The organism is Streptomyces sp. NBC_00190 (genome assembly GCF_036203305.1).
Classification (GTDB): domain Bacteria; phylum Actinomycetota; class Actinomycetes; order Streptomycetales; family Streptomycetaceae; genus Streptomyces.
The window spans coordinates 882,927-902,726 of sequence record NZ_CP108131.1 but is presented as its reverse complement, the minus strand read 5'-3'; the positions used below and the strand labels follow the sequence as shown (position 1 = coordinate 902,726).

17 protein-coding genes are annotated in these 19,800 nt (G+C 69.1%); 7 read left to right on the top strand and 10 right to left on the bottom strand.

All coding sequences use genetic code 11. From position 1 onward, the window contains the following. The first annotated feature begins 157 nt into the window (after positions 1-157). Complete coding sequence (locus OG429_RS41380; protein WP_405959077.1) at positions 158-454, top strand: SHOCT domain-containing protein; 297 nt, start codon at positions 158-160, stop codon at positions 452-454. On the opposite strand, the gene OG429_RS04620 is transcribed toward OG429_RS41380, so the two are convergent. Further along, positions 440-739, bottom strand: a complete 300-nt coding sequence (locus tag OG429_RS04620; RefSeq protein ID WP_328923990.1) for a hypothetical protein — start codon at positions 737-739, stop codon at positions 440-442. The genes OG429_RS41380 and OG429_RS04620 overlap by 15 nt on opposite strands. Next, positions 720-917, bottom strand: coding sequence for a hypothetical protein (locus OG429_RS04615; protein WP_328923989.1), 198 nt, complete (start codon positions 915-917; stop codon positions 720-722). The genes OG429_RS04620 and OG429_RS04615 overlap by 20 nt, the downstream gene beginning before the upstream one ends. Before the next feature lie 244 nt (positions 918-1,161). Between OG429_RS04615 and OG429_RS04610 the strand changes: the two genes are divergently transcribed. The 5 genes from OG429_RS04610 to OG429_RS04590 all read left to right on the top strand — a co-directional run bounded on the left by OG429_RS04610 (position 1,162) and on the right by OG429_RS04590 (position 8,011). After that, complete coding sequence (locus OG429_RS04610) at positions 1,162-1,971, top strand: DUF817 family protein (protein WP_328923988.1); 810 nt, start codon at positions 1,162-1,164, stop codon at positions 1,969-1,971. Between the two features lie 220 nt (positions 1,972-2,191). Further along, positions 2,192-4,402, top strand: a complete 2,211-nt coding sequence (locus OG429_RS04605; RefSeq protein WP_328923987.1) for a tetratricopeptide repeat protein — start codon at positions 2,192-2,194, stop codon at positions 4,400-4,402. 49 nt (positions 4,403-4,451) lie between these two features. Beyond that, the gene (locus tag OG429_RS04600; protein WP_328923986.1) at positions 4,452-5,006 is read left to right on the top strand and encodes a hypothetical protein; all 555 of its coding nucleotides are present in this window, start codon (positions 4,452-4,454) and stop codon (positions 5,004-5,006) included. Between the two features lie 146 nt (positions 5,007-5,152). Then, positions 5,153-6,814 carry a hypothetical protein gene (locus tag OG429_RS04595; RefSeq protein WP_328923985.1) on the top strand — a complete coding sequence of 554 codons (1,662 nt, stop codon included), beginning with the start codon at positions 5,153-5,155 and terminating at the stop codon, positions 6,812-6,814. 48 nt (positions 6,815-6,862) lie between these two features. Continuing rightward, positions 6,863-8,011, top strand: a complete 1,149-nt coding sequence (locus OG429_RS04590; protein WP_328923984.1) for a hypothetical protein — start codon at positions 6,863-6,865, stop codon at positions 8,009-8,011. Between the two features lie 62 nt (positions 8,012-8,073). Here OG429_RS04590 and OG429_RS04585 read toward each other — a convergent pair whose 3' ends face one another. Continuing rightward, positions 8,074-9,147, bottom strand: coding sequence for an amidase domain-containing protein (locus tag OG429_RS04585; protein ID WP_328923983.1), 1,074 nt, complete (start codon positions 9,145-9,147; stop codon positions 8,074-8,076). A 337-nt stretch (positions 9,148-9,484) separates the two neighbouring features. Here OG429_RS04585 and OG429_RS04580 point away from each other — a divergent pair, with 337 nt between their 5' ends. After that, the gene (locus OG429_RS04580) at positions 9,485-11,623 is read left to right on the top strand and encodes a transglycosylase domain-containing protein (RefSeq protein ID WP_328923982.1); all 2,139 of its coding nucleotides are present in this window, start codon (positions 9,485-9,487) and stop codon (positions 11,621-11,623) included. A 36-nt stretch (positions 11,624-11,659) separates the two neighbouring features. Here the strand turns inward: OG429_RS04580 and OG429_RS04575 are convergent, their stop codons facing one another. From OG429_RS04575 to OG429_RS04545, 7 genes are all read right to left on the bottom strand, one after another. Beyond that, the gene (locus OG429_RS04575) at positions 11,660-12,979 is read right to left on the bottom strand and encodes a hypothetical protein (protein ID WP_405680495.1); all 1,320 of its coding nucleotides are present in this window, start codon (positions 12,977-12,979) and stop codon (positions 11,660-11,662) included. A 298-nt stretch (positions 12,980-13,277) separates the two neighbouring features. Next, positions 13,278-13,862, bottom strand: coding sequence for an RBBP9/YdeN family alpha/beta hydrolase (locus OG429_RS04570; protein ID WP_328923981.1), 585 nt, complete (start codon positions 13,860-13,862; stop codon positions 13,278-13,280). Further along, positions 13,859-15,205, bottom strand: a complete 1,347-nt coding sequence (locus OG429_RS04565; protein WP_328923980.1) for an MFS transporter — start codon at positions 15,203-15,205, stop codon at positions 13,859-13,861. The genes OG429_RS04570 and OG429_RS04565 overlap by 4 nt, the downstream gene beginning before the upstream one ends. 39 nt (positions 15,206-15,244) lie before the next feature. Further along, a complete protein-coding gene (locus OG429_RS04560; protein WP_328923979.1) occupies positions 15,245-16,159 on the bottom strand; it encodes a TauD/TfdA dioxygenase family protein in 915 nt (304 codons plus the stop codon). Between the two features lie 47 nt (positions 16,160-16,206). After that, entirely contained in the window at positions 16,207-17,181 is a 975-nt protein-coding gene (locus OG429_RS04555) for a quinone oxidoreductase family protein (protein WP_328923978.1), read from the bottom strand. A gap of 76 nt (positions 17,182-17,257) precedes the next feature. Beyond that, positions 17,258-18,310, bottom strand: a complete 1,053-nt coding sequence (locus OG429_RS04550) for a 3-keto-5-aminohexanoate cleavage protein (RefSeq protein ID WP_328923977.1) — start codon at positions 18,308-18,310, stop codon at positions 17,258-17,260. Positions 18,311-18,645: 335 nt separating this feature from the next. After that, the gene (locus tag OG429_RS04545) at positions 18,646-19,668 is read right to left on the bottom strand and encodes an AraC family transcriptional regulator (RefSeq protein ID WP_328923976.1); all 1,023 of its coding nucleotides are present in this window, start codon (positions 19,666-19,668) and stop codon (positions 18,646-18,648) included. Positions 19,669-19,800: the final 132 nt, after the last annotated feature.

The window sequence follows — 19,800 nt, the reverse complement described above, 5'->3', positions numbered from 1 at the left end:
CGGATCGTGTCACAAGGGGACACGACGATGGGCCGGTCGGCCCTGGTCGTGACCCCTACCGGCCCATGCCCTGACGGCACGGGACGGTGGACAGTGAGAACACGCGGGGCAGCCCCTGCGGTAGGAGTTCCAGCCCATCGCACCTGGAGCGTGAACCATGTTCTGGTACGACCACGGAATGGGCGGATGGAGCTGGGTCGTCATGTCGTTCAGCATGGTCCTCCTCGGGGCCCTGGCCGTCGCGGCAGTCGTTCTGCTCCTCCGCGGCGTCGACCGATTCCCCACGGGCCCGACGCCGCCCCCAGCTGTGCCTTCTCCCCAGCAGGTGCTCGCCGAACGCTTCGCGCGGGGCGAGATCGACGAAGAAGAATACGAACGGAGTCTGACCACACTGCGTACGCACGGGCCGGATCGACGCCGACCGGGACCGGACGAGAAGTCAGCCGGTTCCTGACGGGGGCGGGCCGGGCGCGGCCTGGCCCGGCGGCCGGGTGTCGGCGAGGTGGTCGAAGGCCAGGCCGCTGGAGCCCTCGCCGCGGCCCGCGTAGGTGCGGGCACTCAGCCAGAGCGCGACACGGCCGTCGTGCCAGCGGGTCCGGTTGTACGCGAGGGTGACCTTGGTGCCGGCCTGCGGGACCTCCTCCTCGTTGACGAAGTACTGCCGTCCCGCGTCGTAGCCCTCGCGCAGCAGCGACGTGCGGGGGCGGACCAGTCGGCCGTCACCGACGACGCTCGGCATCGCCGCGCGCTGGAGCCGGGGCGCGCTTGTGCGCGACGAAGACCCGGATGGTCCGCTCACCAGTGGCCCTGCCACCTCGCTCGCGCCCGCCGATCCCCACGACGACGACCCCCGGAATGGCGAACAGCCGCCCGAGAGCACGGTCTTTGATGGCGACGTACTCGGCATCGGAACGCATGCCGCCCCCTCTCGTGACCGCCACCCCGAAGCCTTGCGAGCGTGAAGGCTCGAACGAGATTCTGGTGAGCCGGGTGTGGAAGCCTCAGGGGGAGGCGGATGAATTCATACCATGGGGTGAATTCACGATCATTCACGCGTAGATGCACGCATAAGGAGAATCCATTCCGCAGCGGCATCCATTCCTCGGTGATGAGACGTGCCGCGGCCCGAACCACGCACACCCCGCGTGCGTCCTGAACGGCATGCCCAATGCTGGAATCGCCACCGTTCACCGGGTGGTCCACGCCCTGCGCCAACTGGTCCGCTTCGGCCTGCGGCAGGCCGCCGCCTGCGCGTTCGCGGTGGCCCTGCTCGCCGGCGTGGGCCTGTCCGGGCTGCTCCCCGAACTGCCCGTGGCGCGCTACGACCTGCTGTTCGGCTACGGAGTCCTGCTCAGCCTGGTCTTCCACCTGATCGGCTGGGAGCGCGGACGGGACCTCGCGGTGATCGCCGGTTGCCACCTGCTGGGCCTGGTCTTCGAGTACGTGAAGGTGTCCCTCGGCTCCTGGTCGTATCCGGAGCCCGCGCTACTGAAGTTCGGTGGCGTTCCCCTCTACGGCGGCTTTCTCTACGCGGCCGTCGGCAGCTACATCTGCGCCGTATGGCGGCTGCTCAGGCTGGAGCTGAGCGGGTATCGTCCGGCCGCGACCGCGGTGGTGGCCGGCGCACTGTACGTGAACTTCATCAGCCATCACTGGCTGCCGGACCTGCGCTGGCCGCTCGCCGCCCTGCTGGTCGCCGTCACCGCGGCCGCCCGGGTGCACTACACCGTGGGGAAGCACACCTACTGGATGCCGATGCCAGTGAGCTTCGTTCTGATCGGCTTCTTCCTCTGGCTGGCGGAGAACATCGCCACCTACGCCGGTGCCTGGCGGTACCCGTACCAGCTGGACGGCTGGGAGCCGGTGTCGCTGCAGAAGTTCGGCGCATGGGCGCTGCTGGTCAGCGTCCTGTGCGTGCTGGGAGCCGCGGCACAGCACCGGACCGGGCCCCGCGCCGTCGGGACCGTCTGACATACCCGCCGGGGCGCGCCGTGCCCGGTTGCGGCCCTCTCGCGGCGGACGGACGCTGGTGGTACCGGCCCGGAACGGCTTCTCCCGGGTCGCTCATCGGCGGGTGGTCGCGTAGCCACGTACCTCGCCTCTTTGCGGGTCGAATCGAGCACGGTTCAGGTCGCGCACCCCCGCTCGCACGGATGACCGCTCGATCGAATCCGGCAAGGAGTCAGCAGCCATGTCCATCATCTCGGACCCCACGACGCTGGACGGGCCGGCCCGGCCGGCCGAGAGGAACGACCTCGAAGAGCTGATCCAGAGGGCTGAGCAGAGCAGGGGTGTGGAATCCGCGCCCGTGGAGCCGGAGGCCGAGGACATGTTCCAGCTCAGGGCCCGCGTGGCGAGACTCGAGGCGCAGGCTGTGTCGCAGGCGGACGGTTCGCCGGTGCGGACAGGCGTCAGTGGGCGCTACCGCAGCGTCGGAGTCGCGGCACAGCTCGAACTGCGCGTGGACGTGGACGGTCCGCGGCCCATGAAACGGATCAGCGGAGACTTCTTCCAGACCAGTGGAGCGACGACCAGCTACGTCGGTTCGTTCGTCGTGGAGGCGCCGACAGCCACCGCCGCCGAGGGCTTGGTGAAACTCTCCGGACAGGGGAAGTTCAGCTTTCCCGTCGTATCCCCGCACGTCGAAGTGACCATGGTCCGGAGTGCGAACGGAGCCGTCCCGCCGAGCCCGGCCACCGTCACGTTCTCCACCGACGGCGGGGGTCCCAGCGCGAGCTACCTGTGCTCGTTCGTCTCGCCGCACTTCCGCAGCGTCCAGCTCGAACAGGACTCCGTGGCGGGTACGGTCCCGTTCGTCTCGTACGACACCGGGTCCCTGCCACAGCCGCCTTCGAGTCCGGCACGTCTCCTGACCGTGCCCGCCGCGTACGCGGAGGCGGGGATCGAGATCCAGCTCGCCGGGACGCCCAACGTCATTCCCACCGATGCCGCCGGCCCGGACGCGAGGTGGAGCGACGCGGAGTTGCACAACGCCATGGTCAACCACTTCAGCCTGTGGCGGGACGCTCCCCGGTGGCAGGTATGGCAACTGCTGGCCACCTCGTACGTCGAGGACGGCGTCCGGGGCATCATGTTCGATGCCGGCGGGGCCTTCCAGAGGCAGGGCTTCGCGGCGTTCCACGACGCGATCAAGGGCGAAGACCCGGCCAGCCGGCGGGCGCAGTTGCGCACCCACGTCCACGAACTCGGGCACGCCTTCAACCTGCTGCACTCCTGGCAGAAAAATCTCGCCAACCCGCCACAACCGCTCGGCCCGAACGGCGGGTTCGGAGACCGGTCCTGGATGAACTATGTGCAGAACTACCAGCCCCCACCGCCGGCACCCGGCGGGCAGGCCGCCTACTGGGCCGACTTCCCCTTCCAGTTCACCGACAGTGAACTCGTTCATCTGCGGCACGGCTTCTACCGTGACGTGATCATGGGCAGCAACCCGTTCGGTGTGGGGGCGGCCGAGATCGACGTGGACCTTTTCGACAACCCGGTCATCGACAACTCCGGCCTCACCCTGGAACTGCGCTCCAACCCGTCCTTCCTGTTCGGCGAGCCGGTCGTGATCGAAGTCAAGCTGGCTACCGCCGATCTGCGCGGATGCGTGACGCACGGCCGACTGCACCCGAAGGACGGGTTCGTCACCGTAGCCATCCGCACCCCTTCGGGAGAGGCGAAGGTCTACCGGCCCGCGCTGATCCGCTGCGTCGACGAGGAGCGCCAGACGGTCCTGGACGCCGACCGGTCAGCGATCTACGAGAGTGCCTACATCGGTTACGGCAAGGACGGCTTCTACTTCCAGCAGCCCGGCCGGTACCAACTGCGGGCCCAGTACTACGCGGCAGACGGCTCGCGGGTGCTCTCCCAGGTCCACCAGCTCACGGTCCGCTCGCCCCGCAGCGACGCGGACGAGGCCGTCGCCGAGTTGATGTCCGGTGACGAGCAGGGCACGCTCTTCTACCTGCTGGGCTCCCACGCCGAGACCCTCAAGTCCGGGAACGAGGCCCTTGACGAGGTCCTGGACCGCTACCCCGACCACCCCCTCGCCGTGTACTCGCGCCTGGTCAAGGGCTTCAACGCGTCACGGGACTTCAAGGACCTCACCGCTGACAAGAAGCTGCGCACCCGCCGTGCCAACACCGACGAGAGCATCAGCCAGCTCAACAAGGTCGTGGAAGCCTCTGTCGGTGAGCAGGGCGTCGACAACATCACTCTTGGCCAGGCGATGCGGCGGCTGGCCCGGGTGGAGGCCGAGGCGGGCGATCCGCAGCGGGCGACACGTGTCATGGACGAGATGGTGGACGTCTTCCGCCGCAAGAGCCTCAACCCCCACGTCATGCGGGACATCCAGGCACAGGCCGAACGGACCAAGGAAGCGGTCACCCGTCCGTAGGACCGGAGAACCGGCGCGAGCCATGTGTGGCACCCAAGGGGAAGTCCCCATGGGCGATCCCCCTCTCTCCGACAGCGGGGGTGGCGGCCGGGCGGCCGCCGCCCTCCGCCTCGTCCTGCGCGCGGCGGAGGGCCCGTACTCCGTCGGCGAGCCGGTTCCCGTCGAAGTGGAACTGCGCAACGTCAGCGATACGGGCGTGTGGATCGTCGGTGTACTCGACGGTTCCGAGGCGGGGATACGTTTCCCCCACTACCGCACCGCGGTCCTGTTCGGCGGACAGGTCATCGCCGAGCCATGGGTGGAGGACCCCCTCGTCGGCCCGTTGCTGGAGTCACACTTCTGCCGGCTTCCCCCGGGCGAGGGCTTCGACCCTACGGACGCCGGAGGGTCTGCCTCGATGCCCTTGACCGCCTTCGCCCAGTTCCGGCCCGCGGAAAAGGGCCGGTACCGGTACCGGCTGACCTTCTCCACCGAGAGCGCACATCCTGAGCAGTGGTTCGGACGCTTCGGGCAACGCGACGATGAACACGACCTCCTGCTGGACCTGATCAGCCGCGTGCCGCGCGGCATCCTCACCGCTACGGCCGATGTGACGGTGTGTTGACTGCCGATCGCGCAGGTGGACCATCGGAGTGGATCTGCGGCCGCGGCCGCGACAGGTATTCCTGACTGGGTATGCATGCATGCACTGACTATTCAGCCCCAATGGGAAATTCCTGTTCGTGGGAGCTTTGTGGGAGCGGAGTGGCCATGCCCGACCACACGCAGCTGCGGCGGGCGACCGCCTGGATGAGGACTACCCCCGTCGCGGACGTCGACGCCGTCCGCTCCTCGGCTGCCTCGGACGACCCGTCCGGCCACTCCCCGTCGGGGCCTGACATCGCCGACGACGGCTGCGGACCCGGCTCCACCGCGCTGGAGCCGGGGTCGCTGTACCGCAGGATCAGCGGCAGGGATGACCGGGCGCGGCCCGTCAATGACGAGGAACTGGCGGCTTTGGGCGACCCGATGGCGGTCGGGTTCTTCCGCGCGGGCAGGTTCCCGACGACCGTGCAGGAACTGTTGTCCGAACTCCCCGCGACGGCAGCCGCCTCACGCAAGGTGTATCTGGTCAGCGAGGCCGGGCAGATCCCGCCGGACGCCATCGGCGAGCGCGACATGCGATTCGTGATCACCACCGCGGTGGCAGGCAGCCAGGTCGACCTTCTGGTCAGCACCCAGGCCGGTGGTGACCCCGAGGAGGGATTCCTCCAGGTCGCGGCGTGGGATCCCGGAGCGCGCGTCTTCAACTTCTATGCCCGGTTCGGATCCAGCTGGGTGTGGGCGGGCAACTCCTGGGATGCGCTGGAGCCCGACTCGCGGGGCAAGGGATGCTTCGACAGTCACGTCAACGGCAGCGTCGTGATGAAAGAGCTGAGGATCCCCTGGAACAACTGGCAGTCCGAGCGGGCCACGATCCGGCTGGCCGAAGACGACCCGCTGCGCCATGACCAGCTGTTCCAGCAGACCATCGGAGCCGAGCGGCTGGAACTGACGGTCAGGTCCCTCGTCACCCGGTGGACGACGGCCCGCCTGGCCGCGGTCACCGCGAACGGCGTCGTGGACCATCCCGACCGGCTGCTGCGCCACCTGTTCACCAGCACCACGGTCAACCTCACCAGTACCGACAGGCAGAGCAGCAACGTCACGGCGGACGGCCCCGAGCTGACGCTGCCCACGGGCTTCTGGCTGAACCAGGACGTCCTGTTCGATGACCTTCGCCTGTCCACGCAGTCCGCCCCGCCCAGGGCACCGGCCGCCCGCTATCTGGCCGGCCTGACCCGGTTCGGCTTCCGGCTGGAGGAGACGTGCAGCGCCTTCTCGCAGCCGGGCGACACGTTCTTCGCCTTCGTGGTGCCCGAGGCCGCCCACGAGGACAACGAGGTCGTCCGGCAGATGGTCCGCAAGGGGCTCATCTCGGCGAAGTTCGCCGCCTGCGTGCTGATGGTGGACTTCCCCAACCCGGTCTTCAGCCCTGCCCGCAGCCTCCTCATGCAGTACGTGCCGACCACGCCGACGAAGGCGGCGGAGCTGTGCGACACAGTGGCCCAGGCCATCGTGGACGCCACGCGAACGCGAACCCTGGCCGCCGACACTCCGGAAGGCCGCTTCACGGCGCACTGGCAGGTACCCGACGACGCCTGGCAGACGGTGTTCGGACAGCGGGTGGACGCCTATCTGCGCAACGTCACCCAACAGATCCGGACCGCATCCGGATTCGACGACTACGTCCGGCTGGCAGAGTCCCGCCGTCGGCGGTTCCGCCTCATGAAACTCAATGAGTTCGAGCTCACCCTGCCGGTCACCGACATCCCGTCCGGTGCCCCACCGCTCGCGATGCGCGAGGACGCAACCGTCGCGGAGCTCACCTGAAGCCGACCCCTCGCCGGCCGGCACGGCATCACGAGCAAGGAGAACGCCATGGCCACACTGGATGCCTACGGGCCTCCCGGCAACCTCGACGACCTGGACGACTTCGGCCGCAAGGCCTGGAACTCGTTCATCTCCGACACGGTCGACGAAGCCGTTCAGGGCCCTGATCCCCACCAGGTACTGAATGACAGCCCGAGACCGCAGTTCTACAACCTGACCAGCACGGACACGGCTGCGGACGCTCAGCGCGCCCCCATCACATGGACCGCGTTCCCCCGCATCATCAAGATCACTTCCGTCGGTGACCTCCAGCGGTGGCAGCGCGCCGACGCCAGCCGTGACGTGCAGGACGAGTACTGCGAGTGGAGCGTCACCCGCGACGGCCCAGGAAAGATCACCCGGGTCACGTTCACCTGTGAAGGCCCCGAGTACTGGGAGGTCCTGGCGCAGACGAACCCGGACAAAGTGTTCGAGCTCTACCAGGAATTCATCAGCCCGGACGTACGCAAGGAGGATCTGTTCTCGCCCAGCGGCAGGTACCAGCCGCGCAACAAGTGGAACAACTCCACGAGTCACGGCGCGATGCACCTGATCCAGCCGAACAACACCCTGGGCGCAGAGATCGAATTGGCTGCGGCAGCCACCATCCGGCGCGTCATCGACGGCCAGGAGCTGACCACCGAGCAGGAGCTCATCGGCTGCAGCAAGTACGGTGCCGCAGAGCGCAACAGCGATCCCCATATCGGCGCGGGAGTCAACGCCCTGGCCCGCCAGAAGGCCGACATCAGCCTCGCCGACCCGGTGGGCCTGTACATCGACGACCTGTCGACGGACGGCTGGGAGACGCCGGACGGCTCCGACCCCAAGAGCTACTGGACCTATGTGAGAGGCGACGCGGAGCACCGTGTCCGCGCTGTCTACGAGGTACCGCCGGACAAGGGATTCGGCGTCGGGGACATCACCATCGGCGGGAAGCCCATCGAGTTCGGAGCCCAGATCGCGGACTTCATCACCATCAGGCTCACCGGCGTCGCCTGCCGGTTCGGCGGCTCCACGGCCCAGCCGCAGACCGCCTGCAAGGAGTTTCCCGCGGTCGACATGCGGGAGGAGGGCTTCAACGCGGCCGCGTTCTCCGCCTCCGGCCGCTTCCTGGATCCCCGTCCGACCCTTTCCCACCGCTCTTCCCGCGTCACCTGACGGGTACAGCCCGGTTCTCCTGCCGCGGAGCCACCGCGGCAGGAGAACCGGAAGGGCACCCGTCAGGTGCGGTACGCGTAGTAGGTCGCGTTCGGGTAGGACGCGATGATGCTCGCGAGGGACTTACGGTACGTGTTGGTGGAGTGGTACGTGAGGTACGGCATCCCGGCGCTGCTGCGGTAGGTCACCATCATGGAGTGGTCCTTGGAACCGTCCCGGTTGAAGTCCATCTGGAGGATGTCACCGACGTCCGCCTGGTAGACGTTGGCCAGGTTGGCGGCCCGCTGGTTGGACAGCGTGAACCAGGCCCACTCGTTCACACCGACCCAGGAGTCGCTCTGGCGGGCGCCGTCGTACCACCAGTTCCGGTAGTCCGTCGAGGAGCCCGGAACGGCCTTCCAGCCGCCCGCCTTCAACGCCTGGCTGATGAAGTTGGTGCAGTCACCCCCTGCCCCGTTGTACTTCCGGTACGCGGGGTTGTAGTTGCTCCAGTACTTCTCCGCGTACTTCGCCATCGCGGCGTAGTCGTAGGCGCCACCCGTCTTGGCCTTGGGCTTCGGCGTCGCGGGGTACTTCGTGGACGCCGGCGTGCCGTCCGGGTACTGGTTGCCGTCGTCCTTGACGACGTTCGCCGGGGCCGCCACGGGCTCGTTGACCGCGACGGGGCCCTTCTCCTGCGACTTGATCGACGTCAGCTCCCAGCCACCTCCCCGCTTGCTGGTGAGCGTCAGCTCGTAGCGCGTCCCGATGTCCGTAGTGTCCGGCTCGTCCCCCCGGAGTTTCTTGTAGGTGAGGGTGGTCTGCTCGGTGACCTGGACGACGGCCTTCCCACCGGTGACCGTGGCCCGGTCCACGACGACGCGGGTGTCGGCGCCCGTGTAGGCCTCGCCGAGCTCCGCCAGTCGCGTCTTGCGGGACCGCAGCGACTGGATCGCGGCGTCCTCGTCCTTCTTCAGCTGGGCCGACATACGGGTCTTCGGGCCGGCCTGGCCGCCGCCGTGGTGCCCCGGCTGGTCCTCGACCAGGGCCTGCGTGCGCTGCGAGAGCACATCGTCGGCCATGCGGGCGAAGGAGTCGGCGGTGGCACGGTCAGCCGCACGGGGTCCGGGAACCGCGGTCGCGGAGTACGCAAGCATGCTTCCGGACGCCACGGCTACGGTCAGGGCCGCGATGGCGGCGGGCCTGAACCTCTTAGGTATCACTCTTTTTCCCCTTGTCACCCGGTCCACACGAACCGGGGGACGGCATTTTCGCACAACTACGCGACTGTTTCGTCGCGTTCCGCTTCGTCGACGGTTGCCCGGCCGCAGTCGCCCCGTGGGCCGGGCGGATTGCCTCCGCTTGATCACCGGGGGCCGACGCCGGGGCATGCGGAGTGATCCCGCCCACCACCCGTCCGGCCGCACAGCAAGTGCATCTAGGGTGTGCGGGAAAGCACAGCAGAGGGGGGCATTCGGAGTGGGCGGGAAGGATATGGCCGGTAGGGGGCAATCTCGGGACGGGCGGTCGGCTTCGGAGGGAAGCGGTGGAGCCGACCCGGGCCGCCGGGGGAGGTCGGGGTCGCGGGCCCGGCCACGGGAGCGTTCCGTCCGGCTCGATGTCCTCAGGCAGGCCCTCGCACGGGCCCTCGCCCCGGCCGTCGCCCTGGCGCGCACACAGCTGCCGCGCCTGCGACCCGACTTCCCGCGGCCGGGCCGCACCGGCTGGCGCCGGTGGGTGCCCTCGTGGCGCCAGTGGCTGGGCGCTTGCCTGTACGCGTTCCTCGGCGTAGTGGGATTCGTCACAATCGCGTACGCGGTAACGGACATACCAGACGATCTCAACTCCTTTGCCAAGCAACAGGACAACGTCTACTACTGGGCCGACGGCTCCACGATGGCCCGGACGGGCTGGGTCAGCCGCCAGGAGATGCCGCTGGACAAGGTGCCCCCCAAGGTCCGCGGAGCGGTTCTCGCGGCCGAGAACGCGAGCTTCTACTCGGATCCCGGAGTCTCCCCGTCCGGTGTCCTGCGCGCGGTGCGCGCGGGACTGACGGGGGGCGAGACCCAGGGCGGGTCCACCATCACGCAGCAGTACGTGAAGAACGCCTATCTGAACCAGGACCGCACCCTCTCCCGGAAGTTCACCGAGCTCCTGCTCGCCCTGAAGCTGGACAACCGGAAGAGCAAGGACCGGATCTTCCAGGACTACCTCAACACCAGCTGGTTCGGGCGCGGGACCTACGGCATCCAGCGCGCGTCCCAGGCGTACTACGGCAAGGACGTCTCACAGCTGGACCCCAGCGAGGGCGCCTTCCTGGCCTCCCTCCTCAAGGGCGCCGGCCTCTACGACCCCACTCTCGGCAAGGAGAACCACGAGCGGGCCGTCGAACGCTGGAACTGGATCCTGGACCGCATGGTCGAGACCGGCCAGCTCTCGCGCGCCGAGCGCGCCACCTACACGAAGTTCCCCGAGCCCTCCGCCTCGTCCCTCGTCGGCATACCCGGCGCGCAGACCGGCTACCTGGTCGAGATGGCCAAGGCGTACACGATCAAGTCCGGGCACATCAAGGAGTCCGACTTCGACCTCGGCGGCTACCAGATCTACACGACCTTCGACCAGGCCCGGATGACCGCGCTGACCGCCGCCGTCCAGGAGACCCAGAAGGACTTCGACGCGGAGCGGCGTCCCGACACCGACAAGCACGCCAAGATCGGCGCGGCGAGCGTCGCCCCCGACGGGCGGCTGCTCGCCGTGTACGGAGGCCCCGACTACCTGAAGCAGGGCTTCAACGAGTCGAACGCGACGACGATCCCGGTCGGCACGGCGTTCACGCCGATCGTCTACGCCGCCGCGCTCGACGAAGGGGTACTGCGCACGCGTGGCAAGGCCCGTACGCCGGTCTCCCCCTCCAGCACCTACGACGGCAATGACCAGGTGACCGTGCAGACGCCCGAGGGCCCGTACTGGGACCGGAGCGGCAAGGTGGTGAAGGGACGCAACGACGGCGGCCGCAACTGGGGTCAGGTGTCCTTGCGCCAGGCCGTGGCCAACTCCGTCAACACGTCCATGCTCCAGCTCGGCCTCGACGTCGGCCTCGACCGGGTGGAGGCGTTCGCCCAGCGCTCGGGGCTGCTCGAATCGAGCCTCGGCCCGCGGATCCCCGGATTCGCCCTCGGGGAGAACTCGACGCCCAGCGCGATCCGGATGGCCGGCGCCTACCAGACCTTCGCCGCCGACGGCATGCACACCGACCCGTACTCGGTGCGCTCGGTCACCCGCAACGGCGCCGCGGTGCCGCTCGACGGGCCGAAGCCGACCCGGGCAGTGAGCGCCAAGACCGCCCGCGCGGTGACGGACGCCCTGCAGGACGCCGTCACCGAGGGGTCGGCGAAGACGGTGGCCAAGGCGCACCCCGGTGCGGCGGGCAAGACGGGGACGACCGCCGCCAACACGGCGGGCTGGTTCGTGGCCAGTACCGAGCAGGAGTCCACGGCCGTCGTGGTCTACCGGATGTCGTTGACCGACCTGGTTCCGCTGCCGCTGACGGGGCTGGGGGGCGACGCCCCGGGCACGCTCGGCAGCGAGAGGGCGGTGCGCCTGTGGGGCGACTACATCAAGGCGGTGAAGTAGGCCGGGCTGCCGGGCGCCGCACGCCGCCCGGCCGGTCTACTTGATCAGATCGGTCCAGTCCGGTGCCTGCGCGGGGTCGAGCGTGCGCAGTCGGGCCAGGACCTTCGGGTCCTGGGCGTCGAGCCAGTCCGACAGCTCCTTGAACGACACGCAGCGGACGTCCTCACGCGGGCAGACGTCCTTCATGACGTCCTCGACGGCCTTCATGTAGATGCCGCCGTTCCAGTCCTCGAAGTGGTTGCCGATGAACATGGGCGCCCGGCTGCCGTTGTAGACCCGGTTGAAGCCATTCATGTACGAACCGCGGACCTGCGCCTGCCACGCCGCGAACTTCGCCGGGTCGCCCTGCGTGCTGTCGCCCGACTGGTTGAAGAGGAAGTTGAAGTCCATGGAGAGGACCTGCACCTCCTTGCCTTGAAGCGGCACGAGCTGGAGGGGGAAGTTCCATATTCCGTCCAGCTTGGACGGCCACAGCTGGAAGTCGCCCGAGGAGCTCGCGTCGTAGCGCCAGCCGTACGGCTTGATCGCGGTCAGGAGGTTCTTCTGGCCCTCCAGGCAGGGCGCGCGCCCGCCGACCACCTCCCGGTCCGGGTCGAAGGGCAGCGGCGCTTCCTTGGTGAAGCCGGTGTTGGTCTTCCAGTTCTTGACGAACGAGTACGTCTGGTCGATCTCGCTCTTCCATTCGGCGGGGCTCCAGTCCCCGCCGCCCTTGGGCCCGCAGAAGTGCCCGTTGAAGTGCGAGCCGATCTCGTTGCCGTCGGTCCAGGCGCCGCGCAGCTGCCCCAGCGTGCTCTTCACGTGCGGGACGGTCGGGTACGAGATCGCGGCCGCGCCCTGGTTGTGCTGCGGCGGGAGGTAGAGCGACTTCTTGTCGTCCGGCAGCAGGTAGATGCCCGTGAGGAAGAAGGTCATGTGGGCCTTGTTCTGCTTGGCCACCTGGCGGAAGTGCGAGAAGAGGTGGTCGTCGCCTTCCAGCGCGCCGTCCCAGGAGAACACCACGAACTGCGGCGGCTTCTCGCCGGGCTTCAGCCGCTCGGGCTTGAGCTGTCCCGGCTGGGGCCCGGTGTAGGAGGTGGAGCCGTCTCCGAGCACCTTGGTCTTGCCGTCCCAGGGTTCCTCCGAGCCCTTCGCGGCGGCGGCCTCCTCGGCCGTACCGCCCGCCGCGAACTTCGCGTCGCGCGTGGCGGTGCCCGAGGAGTCGCCCAGGGTGAAGGCGTACGCTGTGGCGGCGGCCCCGCCCAGGGCGATCACGGCCATGCCTATGCCCAGGCGTTTGCGGTTCTGCGCCTTCCTGCGCACCTTGCGGGTCTTCCGGGACTCCGTCCGGATGCTTGGAGCGGTGTCGGTGTCTGCCATCTCAGTCGTCCCCCCTGATCACCGCAGACGGGCCGCGTGTGGATGGTTCGTACGAATATAGAACTTGTCGGCACTCCTCCTGCACCCCGGTCCCACATCTACGTCGATTCACAGCCACCCCACAGGCCCTGCGCCGAGCAGGAGTGCGCTTGAGTGGCATTTGTCCGGTCGGAGCTGAGCGCGTCGAGGACGGATGCGGCTCAGCACCGAGACCGGCTGAAACCCGCCGCAGCGGACAGGATCACGCCCGTGAGGGGTCGTCGACCGTGAGGCCGTGACGGCGGGGTTGCGCGGGGGATCAGCTGTGTTCGAGCTCGCGGAGCAGTTCTTCCGCGCGCGGCCACAGGCCATGGCCGGAGGCGGGGTTGAGGTGGCCGACGTCGCCGAGTTCCACGAGGCGGCCGCCCCAGTTCCGGGCCAGCTCGGCGACCCGCCCGAGTGTGCCCAGCGGGTCGTTCGAGCTGGCCGCGACGATGCTGGGGAAGGGGAGGGGCGAGCGGGGCACCGGGATCCAGCCGGTCTCGTCGAGCATCTCGGGGGTGGGGTAGCCGTCCGGCAACGGCCGCTCGAAGTCCGGCGGGGTCACCAGGAGCGCCCCCTGTACCTGCACCTGCGCAGGGTGGCGCCGGGACCAGTGGACGGTGGTGACGACACCGGCGCTGTGGGCGACCAGTACGACGGGCCCCGCGATCCGCACCATCACCTCGTCCAGTGCGGCGACGCGGGCTCCGCGGCTCAGCCGGTCCTGCGCCGGCGGGGGAACGGTGCGGACGGTACGCCCGGCCTCGGTGAGCCGGTCCGCCAGCAGGGTCTGCCAGTGCTCCTCGACGTGGTCGCGCAGGCCGGGGACGATCACGATCACCGACTCGGTGGTACGGCTCATGCGGGCGCCTCCGTCTGCTTCGGCTCCGCCCCCGGGGCGACCCCGGTCAGACGGCGCAGATCACGGTGGTAGGAGTGGCGGCCGATCAGGAAGGCCGCGGTGGCCGCGATCGCCACGAGCGGGACGAGCCGGAGCGCGCCGAGCAGACCGAGCCGGTCCGCGAGCCATCCGGTGACCGCGGGGCCGGGGGCGAGTCCGAGCAGGCTCTGGGCCAGCGTGAGCGTGGCGAACGCCGTCGCGGCGATGGCCGCGGGGGTCAGGTTCGCCACCATGGCGGCCCCCGGCCCGGCCGTTCCGGCGCACAGCAGGGTCCCCAGCCCCAGCACCAGCAGCTGTACGGGGCCGGCCGGCAGGCGGAACGCGGTCATCAGCAGGACGAGGGATCCCACGCTGCAGCTGATGGCGACGGCCCACTTGCGGATCGGGACGCGCCGGCTGATCCGGTCCGAGGCGATGCCTCCGGCGATCATGCCGATTCCGATCATCAGGGCGAAGAGTCCTGCCGTCGCACCGGCTTTCGCGGTCGGCATGTCGTAGTAACGGTTGAAGTAGCTGGGCAGCCAGGAGATCAGCGCACCCGCGATGAACAGCTGCAGACCGCTGCCGATGTAGGCGCTGATCACGGAGACGGACGAGAAGAGCCGGGGGAGGAGCACGCGCAGACGCTCGCGCCCGTCCGTGGCGGCCCCGCCCTCGGCCGGATGCCGCGGGGCCAGCCGCTTCTCCGTGACCACGACCGCGTAGACGCCCGCGAGCACCAGACCGAAGACGCCCATCACACCGAACGCCCAGCGCCAGCCGTACGCCTGGGCCACGGCGCCGCCGATGGATATGCCCAGGACCGAGCCGAAGGCCCCGCCTGCGATGAAGGCCCCCGAGAGCGTCGCCCGCAGGGCGCGCGGGAAGACGCTGAGGACCACGGCGATGCCGACACTGCCGTACGCGGCCTCACCGATGCCGACGAAGAGCCGGCCGGTGAACATCTGGTCGTAGCTCGCCGCCACCGCGCAGCCCAGGGTCGCCAGGCTCCACATCGTGGCCGCGGCGACCAGGGATCTCACCCTGCCCCATCGGTCGGCCAGCAGTGAGAGCGGGAAGGTGAGCAGACCGACCGCCAGCGCCACGATGCCGCTGAGGGAGCCCAGTCGGGCGTCCGAGAGCAGCCAGTCGGCCTTCAGCATCGGGAAGACGGCGTTGAGGACCTGCCGGGACATGTAGTCCGAGAGTAGGAGTCCGAAACTCAGTGCAAAGACTGCCCAGGCGTAGCGCCGGGACACGGGCCACTCCGAGGAACCGGAAACGGTTCTGCCCGGGGCGGGTTCCGCAGTGGTGAGAAACCCCATTGTCATCACCTCAACTGCTCTTGGCGGAAAGGGAAGGAGTCAGAACGGTCTGTCGCCGACGATTCCGGCGCGCTCCATCTTGCGGACGGCGGGCCAGTAGTCCTGGACGGCGTAGTGCTGGGTGGAGCGGTTGTCCCAGATGGCGACGCTGTTCGGCGTCCAACGCCAGCGCACCTGGTACTCGGGGACGGCGGCCTGGCCGATCAGGTAGTTCAGCAGGAGGCCCGCGCCGGGGGCGTAGTCCGTCCCGAAGCGCACGTTCTCGGGGGTGTGGTAGTTGACGAAGTGCGTGGTGAAGGCGTTGACGAAGAGGATCTGTTCGCCGGTCTCGGGGTGGGTGCGCACCACCGGGTGCTCCGCGTCGGGGAACTGCGCCCCGAGCGCGTGACGTTTGTCCTGCGGCATGACGGCGCCGAAGGTGGCCTCGATGCTGTGCCGGGCCCGCAGCCCCTGGATCTGTGTCTTGACGTGCTCCGGCAGCCGGCGGTGGGCCTCGGCCATGTTGACCCAGATGGTGTCGCCGCCCACCGGAGGTGACTCGACGCAGCGCAGCACGGCGCCCATGGACGGGTTCGCACGCCAGGTGCCGTCGGTGTGCAGCGCGTTCTCGTAGTGCTCCGGCACGCTGTCCAGATCCTTGTAGATCCGTACCAGGCCGGGGTTGTCCGGGTCGCTGCCGGCCACCGGGTGGTCCTCCAGCGGGCCGAAGCGCTCGGCGAAGGCGACGTGTTCGGCGCGTGTGATGTCCTGATCCCGCAGGAACAGCACCTTGTACTGCAGGAGCAGGGCCCTGATCTCTGCGAACAAGTCGTCGTCGCGCGAGGCGTCGCCGAGGTTCACGCCGGAGAGCTCGGCGCCGATGGTGCAGGTCAGCGGCTCGACCTTGATCGAGCCGAGGGAGTGGGCGCGTACCGGCGCGGGCGCGCCTTCCGGCGAGGCGACAGTCTTTTCCATGGTGCTTCCTCCTGGAGAGGGGGCGATGCGCGTGATCCGGCAGGGGTTCAGAGGACGAAGACGGACGATCCCGTGGTCCGTCCCGACTCCAGCTCGCGGTGGGCCCGGACGGCGTCGTCGAGCGCGTAGCGCTGGTTGATCTCGATGGCGATGCGTCCGGAGGCGACGTGGTCGAAGAGCTCGCCCGCCAGCGCTGCCCGCTCCGCGGGGTCGGCGATGTAGTCGGCGAGCGCGGGACGGGTGACGAACAGGGAGCCGCTGAGCGCCAGTTGCATGGCGTCGATGGGCGGGACCGGCCCGGACGCCGTACCGAAGCAGACCAGCAGTCCGCGACGCCGGAGCGATGCCAGCGAGGCGGCGTAGGTGGTCCTGCCGATGCTGTCGAAGGCGACCGGGACGCCGGCGCCGTCCGTCAGTTCGCGCACCCGCTCGGCCACGTTCTCGCGCCGGTAGCGGATGACGTGGTCGCAGCCGTGGGCGCGGGCGAGCTCGGCCTTCTCCTCGGTGGAGACGGTGCCGATGACGGTCAGCCCGAGCAGCTTGGCCCACTGGCAGACGATCAGGCCGACCCCGCCCGCCGCCGCGGTCAGCAGGATCGTGTCCCCGGCCTTCAGCGGGTGGATCCTGCGCAACAGGTAGGCGGAGGTGAGGCCGCGCATGGTCATCGCGGCGGCGGTCTCGAAGGGGATGCCGTCCGGCAGCCGGATCAGGGAGCCGGCGGGCATGACCCGTTCCGTGCTGTAGGCACCGAGCGGGCTTCCGGTGTACGTGACCCGGTCGCCCTCGGTGACATGGGTGACGCCCTCGCCCACCGCCTGGACCACCCCCGCGGCCTCGACGCCCAGTCCGGCGGGCAGCGGCGCGGGATACAGCCCGCTGCGGAAGTAGGTGTCGGCGAAGTTGAGTCCGACGGCTTCGTGCCGGATCCGTACCTCGCCCGGGCCGGGGTCGCCGACGACGGCCTCTTCCCAGCGCAGGACGTCGGGACCGCCGGTCTCCTTGAAGCGAATGGCGTGAGCCATGGGAGTGCTCCGTTGTTCGTGGGAGGTGGGGAAGAGAGGAAGGGGCCGCCGGCGCCCCGGTGGTCCCGTGTCGCGATCAGACGACGCGCAACATGGAGCCGCGCTGACCAGGACGGCGGTTCGGCACCATGCCGAGACGGGCCAGCGTCTCGTCGGCCCCGGAGTAGTACTCGCCGAGCTTGTAGATCCTCTTGGCCTCGGCGCCGGTCGCGATGTCGCGGCCGAGCGCCTCGGAGATCTGCACCATCTGCTCGATCTGCTCGACGGTGGTCATGCGCTCGCCCTTGCGCCGCCACAGGTTGTCCTCGTTGCCCACGCGCACGTGCACACCGAGCGCGATGCCGATGGCGTTCATCGGCGCCACGGCGCGCATGGAACTCTCGATGGTGAGGACGGCCCCGTCCGGGGTGCGACGGACGAACTCGATCAGGTCTGCCGGGTGCCGGCCTGCGAAACCGCCGCCGATGGCCACGTAGTTGAGGACCAGCGGGCCGGTGTGGACACCGCTTCGGATGAGCCGCTCCACGGTTTCCAGCTGAGCCAGCGTGGCGAGCTGGAAGTGCGGCTGGATGCCGTTCGCGCGCAGGCGCTCCAGGTGCTCCAGGTAGAAATCGGGGCCCGCCTCGACGACCATGTCGCGGTAGGCCTTGTAGTACTCGGGCTTCGCGATCGACGTGCCTTCGAGGTCGTCGCCGGTCATGATCTCGACGATGTTCATCTGGCTGGTGTTGATCGCGATAGTCACCTGGTCCGGCGCGGGGTCGAGGTCGGCCAGCAGGTGGCGGGTGTCGTAGCTCAGCCACTTCGCCTCGCTGCCCTCGTCCTCCGGGGCGAACGAGATCGATCCGCCGATCTGCAGGACCATGTCCGGCACGGCCTGGCGCAGCCGGCCCAGCAGCTCGTTGAACATGGACATCCGCTTGGAGCCCTTGCCGTCGAGCTCTCGTACGTGGATGTGGAGCACGGTGGCTCCGGCGTTGTGGCAGTCGACGGCAGCCTGTACGTGCTCGTCCATCGTCAGGGGGAGGTCGTCGGCGTCCCCGGGCAGCCACTCCGGCCCGTAGGGAGCGGCCTGGATCACCAGATTCTCCTGGTTCTCCGGGAAAAGTGAGTCGTCGTGGAAATGCACGGTCCGTCTCCTTCGTGCGATCGGTGATCACTCGCCGGAAGCTCGCCGCGTGGGATGCGAGGGGCTGAGATGTCCGGCGAGGATGGATGCGGGTCACCGGGACAGCGGGTGCACTGGTGGCCCTCGTACGGTCGACCGGGCCGGAGGGAGCGTGCATAGGGGAACCCGCTCCCGTCCGGCGGCCGACCGCGTCTCTGCGGTGGTGCCAAGGTAGGGGCGAGCACCGGCGACCGCTTGACCCTCCGGGACAGAAAATTTGCCATTTGGGGACATCGGGTGAGCCGTGCCGGGTGGGCGCCGGTACGGCTCGGCCGAGGCCGTTGCGCCGTGCGGTGTCAGTCCTGGCCGGGGAGCTGGTGCCGACTCCTGGCGATGCGCCATGCCCTGGGGCTGCACCCGAACTGCTCGTGGAACCAGCGCGAGAAGCCGCTCAGCGACGAGAAGCCCAGCAGGTCGGAGATCTCCGTGAGTGAGCGCCGTGGGTTCGCGACGAACTGCTCCGCGAGGTGCCTGCGGGTGGCGCCCAGGAGCGAGGAGAACGTCTCCCCCGAGGAGGCCAGGTGCCGGTGCACGGTCCGCCGGTCGACGCCCAGGCTGCGGGCGACCTGCTCGATCGAGCAGCGCCCCGTCGGCAGCAGGACCTCGATCAGCTCGCGCACCCGGTCCGCGGCGGTGGTGTCCCTGGGCACCGTGATCGCCTCGAAGTACTGGTGGGCGTACTCGCGCAGCAGCGGATCCGCCATCGCGTTGGGCGCGTCGAGATCGTCGGCGTAGAAGACGATGCCGTCGAACTCGCGGTCGAACTCCACGACGGGGCCGAACGCGCGCCGGTGCGTCGAGGCGTCCGCCGGTGCGGGGTGCCTGAACCATACGGAGAGCGGCTGCCACCGGGTGTGCAGGAAGTCGCGCAGGATCCGGTGATAGGCGGCGATGGCGAGCTCTGTGGCCTGCCGGGTGCCCATCGCTTCGCCGAGACGCAGACCGACCTTCAAAGTGGCCAGCCCGTCCCCCTCGGAGAGGCGGGTGTCCAGGACCTCGTTGTACATGTGCTGGTGGCGGATCAACAGCCCCAGCGCGCTCCGTACATCGGGTTCCTCACGGACGACCAGACTGATGGGGCCGAGGTTGGAGAAGCGCCGGAACTCCGCCATGAGCACTCCGAAGTCCTCGTGACACGAGGCGGCTGCCGACAGTTCCAGCACCTGGACCGCGGCAGCGCCGGAGATCCACCGGTCCTGGACCGCGAGGGCGGCGGTGTCCAGGCCCACGCGCCTCATCAGCGGCTGAGGGTCGATACCGAGCGAGCGGCACAGCTCGACGTAGCCGCTGAGGGCTGCGGTGCGGACCAGGGGCCTCATGCGCACGCTCCACGACTGTCCCGAAAAGAAAAGTCTCATGTCACGCCAGGACAAGCGTGGCGACAGGTGGGCAACCTAGCATGGCGCCGTTGACCGGCCCGGTCCGCTCGCGCGCGACGGCGCTCGCGACGG

What these genes read in the sequence shown, in the direction of transcription:
- OG429_RS41380 (WP_405959077.1), top strand. Translation starts at nt 158, where the DNA reads ATGTTCTGGTACGACCACGGAATGGGCGGATGGAGCTGGGTCGTCATG.
- OG429_RS04620 (WP_328923990.1), bottom strand. Translation starts at nt 739, where the DNA reads ATGCCGAGCGTCGTCGGTGACGGCCGACTGGTCCGCCCCCGCACGTCG.
- OG429_RS04615 (WP_328923989.1), bottom strand. Translation starts at nt 917, where the DNA reads ATGCGTTCCGATGCCGAGTACGTCGCCATCAAAGACCGTGCTCTCGGG.
- OG429_RS04610 (WP_328923988.1), top strand. Translation starts at nt 1,162, where the DNA reads ATGCCCAATGCTGGAATCGCCACCGTTCACCGGGTGGTCCACGCCCTG.
- OG429_RS04605 (WP_328923987.1), top strand. Translation starts at nt 2,192, where the DNA reads ATGTCCATCATCTCGGACCCCACGACGCTGGACGGGCCGGCCCGGCCG.
- OG429_RS04600 (WP_328923986.1), top strand. Translation starts at nt 4,452, where the DNA reads ATGGGCGATCCCCCTCTCTCCGACAGCGGGGGTGGCGGCCGGGCGGCC.
- OG429_RS04595 (WP_328923985.1), top strand. Translation starts at nt 5,153, where the DNA reads ATGCCCGACCACACGCAGCTGCGGCGGGCGACCGCCTGGATGAGGACT.
- OG429_RS04590 (WP_328923984.1), top strand. Translation starts at nt 6,863, where the DNA reads ATGGCCACACTGGATGCCTACGGGCCTCCCGGCAACCTCGACGACCTG.
- OG429_RS04585 (WP_328923983.1), bottom strand. Translation starts at nt 9,147, where the DNA reads ATGCTTGCGTACTCCGCGACCGCGGTTCCCGGACCCCGTGCGGCTGAC.
- OG429_RS04580 (WP_328923982.1), top strand. Translation starts at nt 9,485, where the DNA reads ATGGCCGGTAGGGGGCAATCTCGGGACGGGCGGTCGGCTTCGGAGGGA.
- OG429_RS04575 (WP_405680495.1), bottom strand. Translation starts at nt 12,979, where the DNA reads ATGGCAGACACCGACACCGCTCCAAGCATCCGGACGGAGTCCCGGAAG.
- OG429_RS04570 (WP_328923981.1), bottom strand. Translation starts at nt 13,862, where the DNA reads ATGAGCCGTACCACCGAGTCGGTGATCGTGATCGTCCCCGGCCTGCGC.
- OG429_RS04565 (WP_328923980.1), bottom strand. Translation starts at nt 15,205, where the DNA reads ATGGGGTTTCTCACCACTGCGGAACCCGCCCCGGGCAGAACCGTTTCC.
- OG429_RS04560 (WP_328923979.1), bottom strand. Translation starts at nt 16,159, where the DNA reads ATGGAAAAGACTGTCGCCTCGCCGGAAGGCGCGCCCGCGCCGGTACGC.
- OG429_RS04555 (WP_328923978.1), bottom strand. Translation starts at nt 17,181, where the DNA reads ATGGCTCACGCCATTCGCTTCAAGGAGACCGGCGGTCCCGACGTCCTG.
- OG429_RS04545 (WP_328923976.1), bottom strand. Translation starts at nt 19,668, where the DNA reads ATGAGGCCCCTGGTCCGCACCGCAGCCCTCAGCGGCTACGTCGAGCTG.